The sequence below is a fragment of the Salinarimonas chemoclinalis genome (assembly GCF_041514305.1).
GTDB lineage: Bacteria > Pseudomonadota > Alphaproteobacteria > Rhizobiales > Beijerinckiaceae > Salinarimonas > Salinarimonas chemoclinalis.
In genome coordinates this window covers 600107-616979 of sequence record NZ_JBGMWH010000001.1, presented here as the reverse complement: position 1 = coordinate 616979, position 16873 = coordinate 600107, and the positions used below count along the sequence as shown (strand labels likewise).

The 16873-nt window shown below is 72.5% G+C and carries 11 protein-coding genes; 5 read left to right on the top strand and 6 right to left on the bottom strand.

Annotated features, from left to right (window positions below):
• The first annotated feature begins 116 nt into the window (after nt 1-116).
• Together hemN and AB9M23_RS02775 are read left to right on the top strand one after the other, a co-directional pair.
• Nucleotides 117-1505, top strand: a complete 1389-nt coding sequence (gene hemN / locus AB9M23_RS02780; RefSeq protein WP_372422265.1) for an oxygen-independent coproporphyrinogen III oxidase — start codon at nt 117-119, stop codon at nt 1503-1505.
• 40 nt (nt 1506-1545) lie between these two features.
• Nucleotides 1546-2598, top strand: a complete 1053-nt coding sequence (locus AB9M23_RS02775; protein ID WP_372422263.1) for an Acg family FMN-binding oxidoreductase — start codon at nt 1546-1548, stop codon at nt 2596-2598.
• Between the two features lie 15 nt (nt 2599-2613).
• Here the strand turns inward: AB9M23_RS02775 and AB9M23_RS02770 are convergent, their stop codons facing one another.
• The 4 genes from AB9M23_RS02770 to AB9M23_RS02755 form a co-directional block, all read right to left on the bottom strand.
• A complete protein-coding gene (locus AB9M23_RS02770) occupies nt 2614-2913 on the bottom strand; it encodes a type II toxin-antitoxin system RelE/ParE family toxin (RefSeq protein WP_372422261.1) in 300 nt (99 codons plus the stop codon).
• Complete coding sequence (locus AB9M23_RS02765; protein WP_372422260.1) at nt 2913-3173, bottom strand: type II toxin-antitoxin system ParD family antitoxin; 261 nt, start codon at nt 3171-3173, stop codon at nt 2913-2915. Before AB9M23_RS02765 ends, AB9M23_RS02770 begins: the two co-directional genes overlap by 1 nt.
• Before the next feature lie 62 nt (nt 3174-3235).
• Nucleotides 3236-5398 carry a flagellar biosynthesis protein FlhA gene (flhA, locus tag AB9M23_RS02760; RefSeq protein ID WP_372422259.1) on the bottom strand — a complete coding sequence of 721 codons (2163 nt, stop codon included), beginning with the start codon at nt 5396-5398 and terminating at the stop codon, nt 3236-3238.
• Between the two features lie 939 nt (nt 5399-6337).
• Entirely contained in the window at nt 6338-6862 is a 525-nt protein-coding gene (locus tag AB9M23_RS02755) for a universal stress protein (protein WP_372422258.1), read from the bottom strand.
• Between the two features lie 165 nt (nt 6863-7027).
• Between AB9M23_RS02755 and AB9M23_RS02750 the strand changes: the two genes are divergently transcribed.
• The 3 genes from AB9M23_RS02750 (at nt 7028) to AB9M23_RS02740 (ending at nt 13847) form a co-directional block, all read left to right on the top strand.
• A complete protein-coding gene (locus AB9M23_RS02750) occupies nt 7028-9244 on the top strand; it encodes a VTT domain-containing protein (protein ID WP_372422257.1) in 2217 nt (738 codons plus the stop codon).
• A 114-nt stretch (nt 9245-9358) separates the two neighbouring features.
• Nucleotides 9359-10549 carry a hypothetical protein gene (locus tag AB9M23_RS02745; RefSeq protein WP_372422256.1) on the top strand — a complete coding sequence of 397 codons (1191 nt, stop codon included), beginning with the start codon at nt 9359-9361 and terminating at the stop codon, nt 10547-10549.
• An 82-nt stretch (nt 10550-10631) separates the two neighbouring features.
• On the top strand, nt 10632-13847 hold the full coding sequence (locus AB9M23_RS02740; RefSeq protein WP_372422255.1) for a PAS domain S-box protein: 3216 nt from the start codon (nt 10632-10634) through the stop codon (nt 13845-13847).
• A 47-nt stretch (nt 13848-13894) separates the two neighbouring features.
• Here AB9M23_RS02740 and AB9M23_RS02735 read toward each other — a convergent pair whose 3' ends face one another.
• Both AB9M23_RS02735 and pdxR read right to left on the bottom strand, forming a co-directional pair.
• A complete protein-coding gene (locus tag AB9M23_RS02735) occupies nt 13895-15274 on the bottom strand; it encodes a TIR domain-containing protein (RefSeq protein ID WP_372422254.1) in 1380 nt (459 codons plus the stop codon).
• A 97-nt stretch (nt 15275-15371) separates the two neighbouring features.
• The gene (gene pdxR, locus AB9M23_RS02730) at nt 15372-16817 is read right to left on the bottom strand and encodes a MocR-like pyridoxine biosynthesis transcription factor PdxR (protein ID WP_372422253.1); all 1446 of its coding nucleotides are present in this window, start codon (nt 16815-16817) and stop codon (nt 15372-15374) included.
• Between the last annotated feature and the right edge of the window lie 56 nt (nt 16818-16873).

Below are 16873 nucleotides of genomic sequence, written 5' to 3'. Positions count from 1 at the left end.
TCGCCGGGGAGGGTAGCGGCGCAGCCGGAGATGTCCACCCCGGGGCGACGCCCGCAGCGCGGGCCTCTTGCGCCAGATCAACGACGCGCCGCCCGAGCCGCGCTTCACTCGCATCCATGCGCACGACCACCCTCCCCCGCTCCGCCCCACCCTCCCCCGCCGCGATCCCGGCCGCCTACGCGCTCGAGACCGTGCCGCGGTACACGAGCTACCCGACGGCGGCCCAGTTCGGGCCCGGCGTCGACGAGGCGCTCTATCGGCGCTGGCTCGCGGATCTCGACGGGGCGACGCCGCTGTCGCTCTACGTCCACGTGCCGTATTGCCGGGCGCTGTGCTGGTATTGCGGGTGCCACACCAGCGTGCTCAACGACGACGCGCGCATCGCCCGCTACGCCCGCCGGCTGGAGGCGGAAGCGGAACGCGTCGCGGCGGCGATGCCGCGCAAGGGGCCGGTGGCGCACCTGCATTTCGGCGGCGGCACGCCCACGATCCTGGCGCCGGCGGACTTCGCCGCCGTGATCGGCCGGCTGAAGGACGCCTTCCCCTTCGCGCCCGACGCCGAGATCGCGGTGGAGATCGATCCGCGGACCCTCACCGAGGAGATGGCGGCGGCCCTCGCCGGGGCCGGCGTCAACCGCGTCTCGCTCGGCGTGCAGGACGTCGACCCGCAGATCCAGCGCCTCGTCCATCGTGAACAGCCCACCGAACAGGTGGCTGCCGCCGTGGCGCTGCTGCGGACCCACGGGATCATGCGCATCAACGTCGACCTGATGTACGGCCTGCCGACGCAGACCGTCGCGCACGTGCGCGCCAGCATCGCCGCCGTGCTGGCGCTGGAGCCGGACCGGGCCGCGGTATTCGGCTACGCGCACGTGCCCTGGTTCGCCAAGCACCAGGCGGCGATCGACGCCACGCTCCTGCCCGGCGCCGCCGAGCGCCTCGCGCAGGCGCAGGCCGCCGCGGAGGCCTTCGCGCAGGCGGGGTGGGTCGAGGTCGGCTTCGACCACTACGCGCGGCCCGACGACCCGCTCGGCGTCGCCGCGCGCGACGGCACGCTCGAGCGCAACTTCCAGGGCTACACGACCGACACCGCCGAGACGCTGATCGGCCTGGGCGCCTCCGCCATCGGCGCGCTGCCCATGGGCTACGCCCAGAACGAGCCGCATCTCGGCAGGTGGGCGCAGGCGATCGACGAGGGGCGCATCCCGGTCGTGCGCGGCGTGCCCGTGAGCGAAGAGGACGCGCTGCGGCGCGCCGGGATCTACGCGCTGATGAGCGCGTTCGACGTCGATCTCGGCCGGCTCGCCGCCGAGCGGGGTTTTTCGCAGGACACGTTCGACGCCGACATCGCCCGCCTCGAGCCGCTCGCGGCCGATGGGCTGTGCACCATCGACGATCGGCGCGTGCGCGTCCCGCCGCACGCGCGCTTCCATGTCCGCAACGTCGCCGCCCGGCTCGACGGATACTGGGTGCCGGCGGCGACGCGGCATTCGCGGGCGGTGTGAGGCCGCACGCGGCATCACGCCCCGAGGCAGGAGACGGCGCATGGCTTTCTCGCTCGGTCGCCGCAGGGGCAAGCGGTCCGCCTATGCCGAGCGCCTGTCGCGGATGACGGCACCCCTGCCGGACCCCGCCGGCACCCGCGATCTCCTGCGCTTCGCGACGCTCGCGGCGAGCGGGCACAACACCCAGCCCTGGCGCTTCCGCTCCCGCGCCGAGGGCGTCGACATCCTGCCGGATCTCGAACGGCGTACGCCCGTCGTCGACCCGGACGACCACCACCTCTGGGCGAGTCTCGGCTGCGCGGCGGAGACGCTGGCGATCGCGGCCCGCGCCCGGGGGCTCTCGGCCGAGGTTCGCTTCGCCACGGAGGGCGGCGAGGAGGCGATCGCCGTCGATCTCGCGCCCGGCGGCGCGCGCCCGGCGGAGGAGGCGGACCTCTTCGCCGCGATCCCGCAGCGGCAATCGACCCGCGGCCTCTACGACGGCCGCCCACTTCCCGCGCCGGTCGTGGAGCGGATGACGGCGGAGGCGGCGCGGGTCGGCGTCGATCTCCTGTGGCTTCCGCGCGGCCCTCGCGTGGATGAGGTGCTCGCCCTCGTGCTCGCCGGCAACGCCGCGCAGATGGGCGACCGCGCCTTCGTCGCCGAGCTGAAGTCCTGGCTGCGGTTCGACGCGGCGCAGGCGGCACGCGACAACGACGGCCTCTACGCCGCCGCGGCCGGCAGCCCGACGCTGCCGCCCTGGCTCGGGCGGCGGATGTTCGACCTCGTCTTCCGCGCCGGACCCGAGAACGACAAGGTCGCCCGGCAGATCCGCTCTTCGGCGGGCCTCCTCGTCCTCGTCGCGCCGACGAACGATCCCGCCGGCTGGGCGGCGGCCGGGCGCGCCTACAGCCGCGTGGCGCTCGCCGCCACGGCCGCCGGCGCGAGGCTCGCCTTCGTCAACCAGTGCGTCGAGGTGCCCGAGCAGCGCGCGGCGCTGCGCGGCCTGCTCGGGCTGGGCGAGCGTCGCCCGAACCTGGTGCTGCGGGTCGGCTTCGCCCCGGCGATGCCGCGCTCGCTCAGGCGGCCCGTGGAGGAGGTGCTGGCGGGGTAGGAGGTGTCGATCAACTCACCAGCCTGGAAACAGCGTCGCCTCGTAATCCGTCGCACCGTGAACGATGCGTAGTATGTCGACGCTCCCGTCGCCGACGGTATAGAAAATCAGGTACTTTCCGCTGATGCGCCGCCTGACGCCGAGGTGGATGTACCGGGGAACGAGGGGATAGCGGCGAGGAAAGCGGCCTAGGGCGGAGCAGGCGGCTCGCAGCCTCACGACGGCATCCAGCGCACGGACCGGGTCCGTCTCGGCCAGGAAATCAGCAATGCTCTCCAGATCGGCTTCCGCGTCATCGGAAATCCGCACCAGCATCAGCGCTTCGCAGTCGCTTTCGCGCGATACTTGGCCTCGAGGCGATCGAAAACCGCGTCGACCGGCTTGGTCCGACCGGCGCGCACGCTGGCGACCCCCTGCTCGATGGCGGCGTCGAGGGCGGCCAGACGCGCCTCGCGTTCCTGGACGAGACGCACTCCCTCGCGCAGCACGTCCACCTCGGACCGGAATCGACCGGTCCTGACGAGCTCCGCGACGATGGCTTCGATCTGCGGTCCGAGATCTGCGTTGACGGCCATGTGAGACCTCCGTCCACGGACTTAAGCAGAACGGTCCGTGCCGATCAACGCACCCGCGCCCCTCACACGCTCCCCACCGTCCGCAGCCGCGCCCTCGTGTGGATCTCCGCCTGGCTGATCACCGGCGTCTCGCGGCGGAAACGCTCGATGATGGAGCGCACGAAGGGCCGCGCCTGGGCGGAGGTGACGAGCACCGGCATCTCGCCCTGGCGCGCGGCGTCCTCGAAGCGGTCGCGCACCGCGTTGACGAACTCGCCGAGCTTGGAGGGCTGCATCGCGAGCTGCCGGTCCTCGCCCTGGCCGACGATCGATTCGAGGAAGGCCGCCTCCCAGGCGGGCGAGAGCGTGACGATCGGCAGCGTGCCGTTCGGGCCGGTGTACTGTGCGCAGACCTGGCGGGCGAGGCGCTGGCGGACGTGCTCGACGATCTCGCGCGGCGCGCGGGTGGCGCCCACCACCTCCGAGATTCCCTCGAGGATCGTGCCGAGATCGCGGATCGAGACCCGCTCGGCGAGCAGCAGCTGGAGCACGCGCTGGATGCCCGTCGCGGTGATCTGCGAGGGCACCATCTCCTTGACGAGGTCGGCGTGCTCCTTGGGCAGGTCGCGCAGGAGCTTCTGCACCTCGATGTGGGAGAGGAGTTCGGCCATGTTGGCCTTGATCACCTCGGTGAGGTGGGTCGAGAGCACGGTCGCGGCGTCCACCACCGTGTAGCCCTTGAGCTGCGCCTGGTCGCGCAGGCCGGCGTCGACCCAGGTGGCGGGCAGCCCGAAGGTCGGCTCGAGCATGTGCTGGCCCGGCAGCTGCACCTGCCCGCCCATCGGGTCGATCGCCATGAACTGGTCGGGGAAAACCACGCCGCGCCCGGCCTCGATCTCCTTGACGCGGATGACGTAGGCGTTGGCGTCGAGCTGGACGTTGTCGAGGATGCGCACGCTCGGCATGACGAAGCCGAGCTCGGCGGCGAGCTGGCGGCGCAGGGCCTTGATCTGCTCGGTGAGGCGATCGGCGCCGCTCGCGGTCTTGCCGTTGACGAGCGGCAGGAGCGCGTAGCCGATCTCGATCTTGACGTCGTCGATCTTGAGCGTCTCGGAGATCGGCGGCTCGCCGGCCGCGGTGCCGCCCTCGGCGGCGGCCTCCCGGCGCGCGGCCTCGGCCTGCGCCGCCTCCTCCGCCGCGCGCTCCCTGCCCTTCTTGCCGAAGTACCAGGCCGCATAGCCGGCGGCGACGGCGAGCGTCATGAAGGGGATGAAGGGGATGCCCGGGAGGAGGGCGATCATGCCCATGACCGCCGCCGACATGCCCAGCGCCTTGGGGTAGTTCGCCAGCTGCTTGCCGAGCGCCTTGTCGGCGGCGCCCTTCACGCCGGCCTTGGAGACGAGGAGGCCCGCCGCGGTCGAGACGATGAGCGCGGGGATCTGCGAGACGAGGCCGTCGCCCACCGTCAGCATCGTGTAGGAATGCGCCGCGTCGCCGAAGCTCATGCCCATCTGCGCGACGCCGATGACGATCCCGCCGATCACGTTGATCAGCGTGATCAGGAGGCCCGCGATGGCGTCGCCGCGCACGAACTTCGAGGCACCGTCCATGGCGCCGAAGAAGCTCGATTCGTCCTCGAGCTTCGTGCGCCGGCGCTTGGCCTCGTTGTCGTCGATGATGCCCGCCGAGAGATCCGCGTCGATCGCCATCTGCTTGCCGGGCATGGCGTCCAGCGTGAAGCGCGCCGCGACCTCGGCGATGCGGCCCGAGCCCTTGGTGATGACGACGAAGTTCACCAGGACCAGGATCGCGAAGACGACGACGCCGATGACGAAGTTGCCCCCCATCACGAAGCCGCCGAAGGCCTCGATGACGTGGCCCGCGGCGTCCGTGCCCTCGTGGCCGTAGGACAGGATGAGCCGGGTCGACGCGAGGTTCAGCGCCAGCCGCAGCATGGTGGCGATGAGCAGGATCGTGGGGAAGGACGAGAACTCGAGCGGCTCCTCGATGAAGAGCGCCGTCATCATGATCAGCACGGAGAAGATGATCGAGATCGCCAGGAGCATGTCGAGCACGACCGCCGGCAGCGGGAAGATCAGCACCACGAGGATGCCGGTGACGCCGAGCGCCAGGAACAGGTCCGTGCGCCGCGTCAGCGCGCCCAGCGCCGACAGCCCCGCCGCCCCCCGCGACGGCCCCGAAGCCGCCCCCGCCACGTCCGTCGCCGCCGCGCCCGCTTCGCTCATCCCGGTCCTCTCGCCGAACTAGGCAAGTTCTGCCGGGGGGATGGTTAAGGAAGGGTTGATGGAGGGGCTCGGCGGAGCCGCGCAGAGGCGTGCGACCGGTCGCGCTGCGTCGCCATCGGCTTCGTCGGCACCACCTCGAGCTTGCCGGGCCGCCCCTGGCTGTGGAACGCGAGCGCCTCCTGATCGGTGAAGGTGGGACGCGGGCGGCGGGGCGGGGTGAACATGGCGGTGGCGGCTTTTTTGGTGGGCGTGGCGGGGAGCGGGACCTTACGCGGGGGGAGGTGGGGGTGGGGGGCAAGGTGGGTGTTTGGGGAAGATCCGGGGGGCTGTCATCCCGGACTGCGAAGCAGATCCGGGACCGAGAACCTCCGGCGATTGGTTCAGCGTGCGCGAAAGCGCACGCGTCCCGCGCCCGCGATGCCGGCGCATGAGAACGGATTGGAGAGCGACGGCGGATGTGGTAGTATCATTCGCGGAGTGAGGAGGGAGAGTTTCCTCTCCCCCCTCCTTTTCATCAGCCGCCGATGGCGAAGCGGAAGGCGAGGGACCAGCTCGCCTTCCGCACCACGCGGAGGCTGATGGACACGCGGATGCGCGGCAAGAGCCACGACATGGCACGTCCTCCGTTGACCGAGCGAGGCTTTCGCCCGAAGGCGCCGGAGCCCATCCCCGACACGAGCCGCTGGCCCTGACTTGGTGTTTCGCACGGGCGAAGGGAGGGGAGGCTATCGGGTGTGTACTGTCAAGATTGATGTTTTTTGGTTGTGATGAAGCGGCCGCGTGCGCCGACCAGCGCGTGCGGTGCGGGCGATGGCGCGCGACGCCTCCATCGGCATCTCATGGACGCGCGCGCTTCGCGCACGCTGAGCACACCCCTGCGGATCCGGGCGCCGGTCCCGCTTCGCGACCGGGGTGACAGGGGGAGTGGTGCCCCGGCGTTCACTTCACCACGAGCACCGCGCAGGGCGCGTCGTGGACCACCTTCTGCGAGACGCTGCCGAGGATCAGGCCCTGGAGGCGGCCGAGGCCGCGGCTGCCGATGACGAGGAGGTCGGCGCCCTCCTCGCGGGCGATCTCGACGATCGCCTGGGCCGGCGGCGCGTCGGCGATGCGCGCCTCGACGGTCACGCCGGCGCTCTCCGGGGCCTTGCGTGCGGCGGCGATCACCTCGTCGGACACGTGCCGGAGCGTGTCGGGCGAGACCATGATCACGGGGATCGCCCCGCCCATGGCGGCGGCGGGCATGACCGGCGTGGCGGAGGCCTCGTCGAGCTCCGCCTTCACCCGGTCGAGGAAGCCGAGGCGCTCGGCCACCGCGTAGAGCTCGCCGTAGGGCACGCCCCGCAGCAGCGCATGGGCGAGCACGAGCCGCGCCCCGCGCGCCTGGGCGATCTCGGCGGCGAGCGCGACGACGGCGTCCTGGTGCTCCGAGCCGTCCACGGCGACGACGATGGTCGAAATCATGGCGGGGTCCTCTCCTCGCGGGGCAAGTGCGCGCGCGAACGGTGCGCCACGACGGACGGTGCCGCGCCCCGCCCCCGTGCGCAATCCCGGAAACACCGGAAGGGACCCGCGGGCATGCGCAAATCCGCTCCGATGCGTTAGGTTCGCACGACGAGGAGCACGCGCTTGAGCGAGACCGGGGGCATCCTGAGGCCGGGGGAGACGGTGTGGACGGTCGCGCGGGCGCCGCGCGCGGCGGTGCTCGTCGACGCGGCGGCGACGTTCGGCGCCATGCGCGCGGCGATGCGCGCGGCGCGCTCGCGCATCCTCGTGGTGGGCTGGGACATCGACAGCCGCACGCCCCTCGTCGGTGAGGAATACGAGCCCTCCGACGGGCTTCCCCGCGAGCTCGGCCCCTTCCTGCGCGCGCTCGTGGCGCGGCGCCCGCGGCTGAAGGTCGATCTCCTGCTGTGGGACTACGCGCTGCTCTACGGGCTCGAGCGCGAGCTCCTGCCGGAGGTGAAGCTCGACTGGTCGATGCCCCGGCGCATCCGCGCGCGGCTCGACGACGTGTTGCCGATCGGCGCGAGCCACCACCAGAAGATCGTCGTCGTGGACGGGGCGCTCGCCTTCTGCGGCGGGCTCGACCTCGCGATCCGGCGCTGGGACACCCGCGCGCACGCGCTCGACGACCCGCGCCGGCGCGACCCGGACGGTGCGCCCTACCGGCCCTTCCACGACGCGCAGATGATGGTCGACGGCGAGGCGGCCGCGGCCCTCTCGGCGCTGGCCGAGGCGCGCTGGCGCCAGGCCGAGGGCGGATACGCGGCTGCGCCGAGACTGCGCAAGGCCCCCGACGCGCACACGCGCTTCGCGCTGCGCGGGCGCACCGCGAAGCGGCCGGAAGACCTCTGGCCGGCCGACGTCGTGCCCGACTTCCACGACGTCGGCGTCGGCATCGCCCGCACCCGCCCCGCCTTCGCCGGCGCGCCGGCGATCCGCGAGGTGGAGGCGCTCTGGGAGGCCTCCGTCTCCGCCGCGGAGCGGACGATCTACATCGAGAACCAGTTCCTCACCCGCGAGAGCGTGGCGAAGGCGCTCGTCGCCCGGATGCGGGAGGTGCCGGCGCTGGAGGTCGTCCTCGTGGGGCCGAACGTCCACCAGAGCTGGCTCGAGGAGCACGCGATGAACGCCGGGCGCCGGCGCTTCATGGCGATCCTGCGCGAGGCGGGTCTCGCGGACCGGGCGCGGCTCGTCCATCCCGCCCTGCCGGGCGACCCGACCGGCGAGGGCGTCATGGTCCACGCCAAGCTGACGATCGTCGACGACCGCCTGCTGCGCATCGGCTCGGCCAACCTGAACAATCGCTCGATGGGCCTCGACAGCGAGTGCGATCTCGCCATCGAGGCGCGCACGCAGGACGAGCGCGCCGCGATCCGGCGCATCCGCGACGGGCTCGTCGCCGAGCATTCGGGCGTCGCCCCCGAGCGGGTGAGCGCGGCGATCGACCGGGAGGGCTCGCTCCTCTCCGCGCTCGACGCCCTGCAGCGAGCGGTCCCGCCGCCGGAGGGCCGGCGGCTCGCGCCGATCGATCTCGGCGACGCCGAGGACGGCGAGCTCGCGAGGCGCATCGGCGAACTCGCCGACCCCGAGACGCCGATCGCGACGCCCGCCTTCGGCGCGGAGATGTTCGCGGGCCAGCCGGCGCAGCGCTCGCTGATGCGCACGGGCAAGCTCGTCCTCCTCGCGCTCGCCGTGCTCGCCGTGGTCGCGCTCTGGCGCTTCTCCCCCGCCGCCGACCTCACCGATCCGGCCGCGCTCGTGGCGCGGCTCGAGGCGCTCGGCACGGGGCCGCTCGCGCCGCTCCTCGTCGTCCTCGCCTTCGTCGTGGGCGGCCTCGTCGTCTTCCCCGTGACGGTGCTGATCACGGTCACGGGCATGATGTTCGCGCCGGTGACCGCGCTCGCGGTGGCGACGACCGGGGTGATGCTCAGCGCCGCACTGATGTACGCGCTCGGCCGCGCGATCGGGCGCGGCGCGCTCGAGCGGCGCATGGGGCGGCGCACCCGCGCCGTCTCGAAGGCGCTCGCCGACAGCGGCGTCATCGCGGTGGCGGCGCTGAGGATGCTGCCGGTCGCCCCCTTCAGCGTGGTGAACCTCGTCGTCGGCGCGAGCCGGATCGGCCTCGTCGACTACCTCGTCGGCACGCTCCTGGGCATGGCTCCGGGGCTCGTGATGCTGACCCTGCTGGGCACCCGCCTCGCCGAGGTTCTCGCCTCGCCGGACCCGTGGGCGCTGGCGCTGCTCGGGCTCGCGGTCCTCGCCTGGATCGCGCTCTCGTTGGGGATGCAGGTCCTGGTCTACCGGATCAAGCGCAAGCGCCGTGCCGCGCGCGGCGCGTGAGCCGGCGCTCGCGCGGCGTTCCCAGGGCACGACGTGTTCGTGGCGCGACCACGAAACCCACGCCGTGCGGCGATGCGGCTTGAAGACGCCGCGTGCGCAGGCCACTCTGGGCGCATGGGAACGCTGTCTTCACATCGTGCGCCGGGCGCGCTCGCGATCGCTCTCTCCGCGCTGGCATGGGTCGGGCCGGTGGCGACCGAGCCCGCCACCGCGCAGAGCGGCCCGTCGGCGGGCGAGCGCTGGATCGTTCTGGCGAGCCGGCAGGATCCGGCCGAGGCGATCGATCTCGCGCGCGGCTGGCGCGAGCGCTTCGACGCGACGCACGTCCTCACCTCCGCGAACGGCTGGCACGCGGTCGTCGCGGGTCCCGTGACGCCGGGCGATCCCGGCGCGCTGCAGGCGCGGCTGCGCGCCGAGCCCGGGCTGCCGGACGACCTGTTCGTCTCCGACGGCGCGCGCTTCTCCGACCCGTTCTGGACGTCGGACGCGCCGCGCCTCGAGCGCCTGCGCTTCGACGGCGATGCGCCGCTCGCCTTCGGGGCGGACGGGCTCACCCTGCTGCTCGACGCCGCCCGCGACGACACCGACCTCGCCTACCCGACGATCGACGCCTACGAGGGCCGCCGGGTGGCCTTCTCGATCGCCTTCGAGGACGCCGCCTCCTTCTCCGCGGGGGCACGCCTGACGATCGCGCCGCTCGACCCGCAGGCGCCCGGGGCACGGCAGATCGTGGCGAGCGCGTTCACCGGCGGCGCGCATTGCTGCGCGGTGACACGCATCGCGGGGCGGCTCGGCGAGCGCTGGCACGTGATCTCCGGCGCCACGCTCGACGGCGACAGCGGCTACGCCGTGCGCGACCTCGACGGGGACGGCATCTACGAGCTCGTCGGCATCGATCAGTCCTTTCTCTACGCCTACGCCTCGTATGCGGCCTCCTTCGCGCCGATCGTGATCGAACGCTACGCGGGCAAGGAGGTCGTCGACGTTTCCGGCGACCCGCGCTTCCGCGGAGCCGTCGCCGACGATCTCGCCTGGATGGAGGCGGCAGCGCGGAGCGAGCCGGCGCTGTGGCGCGAGAACGGGTTTCTCGCGGCCTGGGCCGCATCCATGGCGCGGCTCGGGCGTTGGGAGGAGGCGCGTGCGCGGATCGAGGCGTCCTTCGATCGTTCGAGCGACTGGCCGCTGACCATCTGCGAGGCGCCCGCGGCCGCGGATGGAACCTGCCCCGCGGGCGCGGAGCGGCCGGCCGCGTTCCCGGACGTGCTGGAGCGGCACCTGCGCGAGCGGGGCTACATCGGCGGTTGACCGCGCGTCGGCTCGTGCGCCGCCGTGCGATGCGGTAGGGTCGTACGGCAAACGGCGCGAGAGCGCGGAACGGACACAATCGGTGCGATCGGACTCGAAGACCCTCGCGGCGGCCGCCGTTCTCGGCCTCGCCTACTACGTCGCGGCGGTGATCGGCCTGCAATGGGCCGCGGTCGGCGGCGCCGGCTCGCCGGTCTGGCCGGCAGCGGGCGTGGGCCTCGCGGGGCTCGTGCTCGGCGGCGTGCGGCTGTGGCCGGCGATCGTCGTCGCGCGGCTCGCCGCCGGGCTGACGGTGGGCAGCACGCACCCGATCTCGGTGGAGGTCGTGATCGCGCTGGGCAACGCCGCCTCGGCCGCGCTCCCGGCCCTCGCGCTCGTCTCCTGGTTCGGCCTCGACCGGCGGCTCGCAGCGATGCGCGACATCCTCGCGCTGGCGCTCGCCGCGGGCGTCGGCGCGCTGATCTCGGCGGGCTTCGGCGCGGGCGCGCTGTGGCTGTCGATGGGTCTCGGCACGGACTTCGCGCTCGCCACGGCCGCCTTCTGGTGGTTCGGTGCCTTCGTCGGCGCGATCACGCTGGCGCCGCCGATCCTCGCCTGGAGCGGCTTCTCGAACGGCGAGCGCGCGGCGCTGCGCCGCGCTCCGCTCGACGTCCTCCACCTCGCCGCCGTCCTCGCCGTCACGGGGGCGCTCGCGGGGCACGTCTTCCTGAACGAGGCGGCCCGCGACCTCGGCACGTGGCTGATCTACCCGCCGCTGATCTGGGCGGCGCTCGCGTTCCAGGTGCGCGGCGCGAGCCTCGCCCTCGTGGCGGTCGCGGGCGCGGCGACCATCGGCGCGACCTTCGGGCGCGGGCCCTTCGACCTCCTCGCCGACTCCGCGCAGGACCGCGTCGTGCTGGCCCAGCACTTCTCGGCCGCGACCGCGCTCGTCACCCTGGTCCTCGCGGCCATCGCCGACGAGCGTCGCGGCGCCGAGGGGATCCGCCGTTCGCAGGCGCGCCTGTCGAACGTGCTCGAGAGCACCACGGACAGCGTCATGGTGCTCGACCGCGCCTGGCGGTTCACCTACCTGAACGCCCGCGCCGCGGCCCAGATCGGCGGCGGGCGCTCGCTCGTCGGCGAGCGGATCTGGGACGTCTTCCCCGGCGCGCTCGGGGGGCCGTTCTTCGACGCCTACACCCGGGCGATGGAGACGGGCCGGCCCACGCGGGCGGACGCGTTCTACGCGCCGCTCGACACCTGGTTCGAGGCCAACGCCTACCCATCGGCGGAGGGGCTGACGATCTTCTTCCGCGACGTGACGGAGGAGCGCCGCACCGCCGCGACGCTCGCGCAGAGCGAGGCGCGCCTGCGCGCGGTGCTCGAGCAGATGTCGACGGGCGTCTCCGTCGCCCAGGCGCCCTCGGGCGAGCTCCTGTTCCACAACACCAAGGGCGAGGAGATCCTCGGCCACAGCCTGATCCGCTCGGGCGATACGAGCGGCTACGCCGCCTACGGCGCGCGACACCCCGACGGCAGCCGCTACGCGCCGGACGAGTATCCGATCGCCCGCGCGCTCCTGGCCGGCGAGGTGGTCGACCGCGAGCCGATGGTCTATCGCCGCGGCGACGGCAGCCTCACCGACCTCGAGGTCTCCGCCGCGCCGATCCGCGACGCCAACGGCACCATCGTGCTCGCGGTCTCGACCTTCGAGGACGTCTCCGAGCGCAAGCGCGCGGAGGAGGCGCTGCTCGCGAGCGAGGAGCGCCTGCGGCTCGCGCAGGAGGCGGGTGGCATCGCCACCTGGGAATGGAGCATCGCGACCGGCGACGTGACCTGGACCGGGCCGATGGAGACCCTGCTCGACCTGCCGCCGGGCGCTCCCTCGCCGCGCTACGACGCCTTCATGGAGCGGACGCATCCGGCGGATCGCGACGGCGTGGCGGCGGCGATCGAGGCGGCGCTGGCGGGACGCGCGCCGTTCGACGTCGAGTTCCGCATCCTGCGCCCCGAGGGGGGCGCCCGCTGGCTCGCCGGGCGGGGCGAGGTGGTGCGCGATGCCCGGGGGCGGCCGGTGCGCATGATCGGCGTGAACTACGACATCACCGAGCGTCGCGAGGCGCGCGCGGCGCTGGAGCGGCTCAACGCCGATCTCGAGGCGCGGGTCGCGGAGGGCGCCGCCAAGCTCGTCCAGCTCCAGAAGATGGAGAGCCTGGGCCAGCTCACCGGCGGCGTGGCCCACGACTTCAACAACCTGCTGATGGCCGTGATGTCCTCTCTCGGCGTGCTGCGCAAGCGGTTCGCCGACGATCCGCGGGCCGAGCGCCTGATCGCCAACGCGATCGAAGGGGCCGAGCGCGGTGTGTCGCTCACCCAGCGCATGCTGGCCTTCGCCCGGCGCCAGACGCTCGCGCCCTCCGCGGTGGAGGTACCAGACCTCGTCGTGGGCATGACCGACCTCCTGCGCCGCTCGATCGGCCCGCAGGTCCGCATCGAGACGCGCTTCTGCGAGGGCACACCGAGGGCGCTCGTCGACCCCAACCAGCTGGAGCTCGCGCTCGTGAACCTCGCCGTCAACGCGCGCGACGCCATGCCCGAGGGGGGCGTGCTGACGATCGCCGTCGACGCGGTGACCCGCGCGGCCGAGGACGAGCCGCCGCAGGGGCGCTTCGTGCGCGTGCGCATCTCCGACACCGGGGCCGGGATGGACGAGGCGACCCTCGCGCGTGCCGTCGAGCCCTTCTTCACCACGAAGGGCCCCGGCAAGGGGACCGGGCTCGGCCTCGCCATGGTCTACGGCCTCGCCGAGCAGTCGAACGGGCGTCTCGCGCTCGCGAGCGCGCCCGGTGCGGGCACGACGGCGGAGATCCTGCTGCCGATCGCGCACGCCCCCTTCGACGCCGAGCCCGTCCGGGCCCCGGAGCCCGCGCCGGCGGCGGTCGCGGGCCGGCGGCTGCGGGTCCTCGTCGTCGACGACGACGCCCTCGTGCTGATGGGATCCTCGACGATGGTCGAGGACCTCGGCCACGAGCCGATCGAGGCGGGTTCCGGCGCCGCGGCGCTCGCCATCCTCGACGCCGGCACGCCGATCGACGTCGTGCTGACGGACCAGGCGATGCCGGGGATGACCGGGCTCCAGCTCGCCCAGGCCGTGCGCGCCCGCCGCCCGCGCCTCCCGCTCGTCCTCGCCACGGGCTACGCCGAGCTGCCGGAGGGCGCCGAGAGCGCGGTCGACGCGCGGCTCGCCAAGCCCTTCGGGCAGGACGAGCTGATGCGGGTGCTCGCGCGGGTGGGTTTCGAGCACGGGCCGGACGCATGAGGGGCCGCTGCCCGTATCCGACGGGGCGTGTCGCCCGCTCCGAGCTCTCAGGCGAGCATGTTTCTGCGGAGGATCGAAGAGAGAAGCCCTTCGAGAAGGTCGGTACGCGACGCGTTCGGATCGTGGAGGAAGTCCGCTATCGTTCGCTCGTCGGCGCGGAGGATGCGCAGGTCGTCGATCTCGAGCAAACGGTCGCCCGCCGTCTGCGCGAGGCCGATGATGTCCTCCATGGGTAGCGTGCTGTAGGCGACCCCGAGGATGCCGATCTCGAACTTCGCCTTCCAGAGGATCGCCTCGAGAAGCTCGACGCGGGCGAAACCGGACCGGGGCAGGTTGAGCTCCTCCGCGAAGCCGCGAAACACCGTGGGCAACGCCGAGAAGTCCTCCGACCATCTGTCGCTCGAGCTGAGACCCTCGTTCATCGAGACGTGCCAGAGCGGCACGTCCGAAGGTTGAGCGACATTGCTCGAACGCTTCGTCAGCAGAACATGAGGCCTCCCGTCGTGCTGCGCGAACAAGAGAAGACAGAACCCGAACGAGGTCAGCAGAGGGCTGACCATCTTCTCATCCTTCCGGAACGTATCGATGAAGAATGCCTTCCTACGCGACGAATTGTAGATGTGTCTCATGATCAAATGGGTGTGATAGTCGGTCCTATACAAAATGAAATCGAGCCGATGTCGCTCGGATTCGGGATCTCTCCTTTTCAATATTTGCTTTACACCGAATTTTCCACCGTTGAAGATCGGCCATCCGGCTTCCTCACGCTCCTTGGAGCTCGCGCGGACACGCGACATCGCCGTCTCGATGTCGGAACGCTCGACCAGCCAACTCAAGCGACTCGCGAGTGAGTCCGTCACTTCCCCGTGCAAGTCGATGATGAAATCCTCACCCGAGTCGAGGAAATGCACATCATCCAAGCCATAAGGTAGCGTGGGATGATCAATGCACATCAAATTCGACGACAGATTTTGGGGCTCGGACCTGATCAGCTTTGGTCCGATGCGCTCCGACACGGCCGCGGATACGATCCTCGCAGCGATTTCAGTTGGAATTACACTCTCCAGGAACGAACTGTCGAAAATCCCCTCCGGGACTGCGGTCCCGTCGACGCTGGTCGGCAAGGGGACATCGTCGAGCCGGACGACGATGATACGATCACTTCCGCCCCGGATGGCGGCCGCGAATTCCAGACACGCCCACCGACTTTCGACATAGTGCCGCGATAGCAGAACAAGAACCACTTCCGATCGCGCTTCGAATATGGCCGTCAGCTCGGTCGTCAACGGCATGCCGAGGAGCTTGTGCAGCTTGCTCGGATTGTAGAAGCAGCGGATTCCGTCCTGCCGAAGCCGTGCGGCGAACTGCTCGGCGGTATCGATGTCCTTCGACGCGTAGGAAACCGCTACGTCGTAGTGATCGTCCACTGCTCGATCCTCGCCTTCCGGGCCACGATCCTAGGAGGCGAGCGGGACCCGGTGCAAGCCTCCTCGGGACCCCCGTCGGCCATGGAGGGCGCGACGGTCAGGCCGGCGCCAGCGCCCGCCCCAGCGCCGCGGCGAAGGCCCGCGCGCGCGGGCCGTCGGCTTCCGCGAAGCTCACCAGCAACCCGGCCGGAGGCGCCTCGCGCGTGCTGAAGCCGGAGAGCCGTGCGACCGCCCAGCCGGCGGCGCCGAGACCGGCGACGGCCGTGGCCTCGTCGGCGAGGTTCTCCATGCGCACCGCGAGCTGGAGCCCGCCCGGCGGCAGTGCCACCTCGACGCGATCGCCCGCCGCCGCGCGGATCGCCTCCATCAGCAGGCGCGCGCGGGTCTCGTAGACGCGCGTGACGCGGCGCAGATGGAGCTTCCAGGCGCCGCTCTCGATCAGCTCCGCCAGCGCGAGCTGGGCGTGGACGTTGGCGGCGCAGCCGGCGTTGCGCACCGCGTGCGCGAGCGCGGCGGCGAGCGGGCGCGGCGCGACGAGCCAGCCGACGCGCAGGGCCGGCAGCAGGCTCTTCGCGGCCGAGCCGAGATAGACGACGGCGTCGGGCGCGAGGGGCTGCATGGCGCCCGCCTCCTGGCCGCGCCAGTGGAACTCGCCGTCGTAGTCGTCCTCGACGATCGTCGCGCGCTCGGCCCGCGCCCAGGCGATCAGCGCCGCGCGGCGCGGCAGGCTCATGCGCGTGCACAGCGGGTACTGGTTCGAGGGCGTGACGTAGGCGAGCCGCGCGCCCGCGCGGCACGACACGGCGTCGATGTCGGCGCCCGCCTCGTCGACGGGGATCGGCGCGGGCCGCAGGTCGGCGCCCTCGAAGGCCGCGCGGGCGCCGAGATAGCCCGGCTCCTCGATCAGCACCGTCTCCCCGGGGTCGCACAGGCACGCGGCGAGGAGCGAGAGCGACGCCTGCGCGCTCCCAGTCACCACGACCTCGTCCGGCGCCACGACGAGACCGCGCTCGCGGCGCAGGTGATCGGCGAGCGCGCGGCGCAGCACGGGCACGCCCGCGTAGTCCTCGTAGGCGCGCATCGGTCCGAGCGGCGTGCGCGCGGCGCGGCGCAGCGCGCGCGCCCAGACGTCCCGCGGGAAGAGCGGCTCGTCGGGCGCGCCAGGACGGAAGCGTCCCGACGCGTGGGCGTAGAGGCCTGCGCGCGGGTCGCGGCACCGGATCGCGCCGCGCGCGGAGAGCGCCGGCCCCTCGCCCGCCGCGCCCACGGGATCGGCGAGACGTTCGACGCGTGCGACGACCGGCGCGCGGCGGCCGTCCACCGCGACGAGCCCCTCCGCCCGCAGGAGCTCGTAGGCGGCGACGACGGAGTTGCGCGAGACCCCGAGCGCCGCCGCCGCCCGCCGGCTCGACGGCAGAACGACGCCGGGCTCCAGCTGCCCCGAGCGGACGCCCTCGCGCAGCGCCCGGAAGAGCCGTGCGACGATCGTCTCGCCATCCGGGGCCATCGCCTCGACGAGGCTGCGCAGGGCTGCTGGTTCCATGAAATCGCGCTGTCCTGGAGCTTCCTTGGAACCAGCATCGCGTGAAGATGCGCCCG

Bases quoted from the DNA above. Each gene is read 5' to 3' on its own strand.
- AB9M23_RS02775 (WP_372422263.1), top strand. From the start codon at position 1,546: ATGGCTTTCTCGCTCGGTCGCCGCAGGGGCAAGCGGTCCGCCTATGCC.
- AB9M23_RS02765 (WP_372422260.1), bottom strand. From the start codon at position 3,173: ATGGCCGTCAACGCAGATCTCGGACCGCAGATCGAAGCCATCGTCGCG.
- AB9M23_RS02755 (WP_372422258.1), bottom strand. From the start codon at position 6,862: ATGATTTCGACCATCGTCGTCGCCGTGGACGGCTCGGAGCACCAGGAC.
- hemN (WP_372422265.1), top strand. From the start codon at position 117: ATGCGCACGACCACCCTCCCCCGCTCCGCCCCACCCTCCCCCGCCGCG.
- AB9M23_RS02770 (WP_372422261.1), bottom strand. From the start codon at position 2,913: ATGCTGGTGCGGATTTCCGATGACGCGGAAGCCGATCTGGAGAGCATT.
- pdxR (WP_372422253.1), bottom strand. From the start codon at position 16,817: ATGGAACCAGCAGCCCTGCGCAGCCTCGTCGAGGCGATGGCCCCGGAT.
- AB9M23_RS02745 (WP_372422256.1), top strand. From the start codon at position 9,359: ATGGGAACGCTGTCTTCACATCGTGCGCCGGGCGCGCTCGCGATCGCT.
- flhA (WP_372422259.1), bottom strand. From the start codon at position 5,398: ATGAGCGAAGCGGGCGCGGCGGCGACGGACGTGGCGGGGGCGGCTTCG.